This window comes from Chryseobacterium gambrini, assembly GCF_900156825.1.
GTDB classification, from domain to species: Bacteria; Bacteroidota; Bacteroidia; order Flavobacteriales; family Weeksellaceae; genus Chryseobacterium; species Chryseobacterium gambrini.
On record NZ_FTOV01000045.1, the window covers coordinates 1 to 1,552 of the forward strand.

Consider the following 1,552-nt stretch of genomic DNA (forward strand, 5'->3'; position numbering starts at 1 on the left):
GGACAGATAATTCTCGGAAGATTTTATCTTATCCAGATCTTCGTAATACTGCCAGAACAAACCTCCCTGAACAATTCCTGCTCCCGGTTTTGTTACCGTAACGGTGGCTAAATTCTTATCTAAAATATCCGATTTCACGGTAGATTTCACATAACCTGTTGCCTGAGTCTGTGGCTGAAGTTCTTTTCCGCCCCAAACGATCGTTGCTTTATCGTTTTCCGCATTCGTCCAGGATTTTCCTGAATTTAAAATCGTAAAAATAACTTCTGAAGTTCCTCTTGAGTTCCCCCATGAATTCACTTCTTTCTGCGTAATCAGCCAGATTTTCAAATCTTCAATGAATTTCTGATCGTTGGGTTTTAATTTGCTAAATGCTTCCAATGCTCCTGCATGATTCACCACTTTCGAGCTGAACCAACCCCAGTCATCAAGATTCTGTTTCCAGTAAACCCCCTGCGTTTTTGAATCTACGGAAGTTTCTTTCAGGTAATTTAAAAGTTTATCTGAAACTTCTTTTAATCCATAATCGTTCATCAGTAAAGCGGCACGATGCAGTCCGAAGAAGGTAAAATCTGTAATTTTCATCGTTTTTACTTTCTGTTTTACCAAGGATTTTAAAGTGGCTCCTTTTCCTTTTAACGGATACTGTTTTTCCCAGTAATTTCGGGTGTCGAGATAGTCTAAAGTCCAGTTATTGATTACATTTTCTTTTCCCGCACTGAGCGAAGTCGAAGTGTATTTTTCAATTTCATTATCTACATATTTGATCAGGTTGGAAACCATTTCATTCTGTTCTGAATTTTGATAATCTTTTACGTTATCTTTCAGCCAGACATTGATTTTTCCTAAATTTTTAAGAATGTACAATGATGTGGAATATGAACTCGGATAACCTTTATACCACGAAAATCCTCCATCCGGATTCTGCAGTTTCTCTAAATCTTCCCAATCCTGATGAATGGAATTTTTCATTGAATTGACATCGAACAGCAAAGCCAGTTTCGACATCTGTTCTTCTTCATTTTTACTTTCCAGAACCCACGGTGTTTCTTCAAGCAACAACTGTTTCAGTTCCTGATTTTTTTCAAGATTGGAATTCAATAATCCTTTATTCTGGTATTCTTCGAAAACGGTTTTCAGCTTCGGATTGGCTTTAAAGATTTCAGATGCCAAAACATCCGCAAACCATTTGTTAAAGATCACATCCGCAGAATTATTCTGATCATTTTTCAGGCTCGGAAGCGCAAACATGATTTCCCAGATTGGATTCGTTGTGAGTTCCAGCGTATTGGAGACATTGGAAATCGTGGTTGAAGTCGCATTTTTAAGGTTTTCCAGTTCAAATGTTTTGGTTTCGCCTTCTTTTACAAAAACAGGAACCGCGTCTGTTACGAGCATTCTGTTGGGTAAAACTGCAATGGCTTTCTGTTCTCCATCGGAATATTGTCCTGCTTTTGCCACCACTTTTAAAATAATGGATGAAACATTGTTTGGCACTTTTATTTTCCATGTCAAGGCTGAATTTCCGTTTTCATTCAGATCAAAGTTCTGA

1 pseudogene is annotated in these 1,552 nt (G+C 37.7%); it reads right to left on the minus strand.

The features are described from left to right. Positions 1-1,552, minus strand: a pseudogene (locus BW951_RS22285) (alpha-2-macroglobulin family protein); the annotation flags it as partial.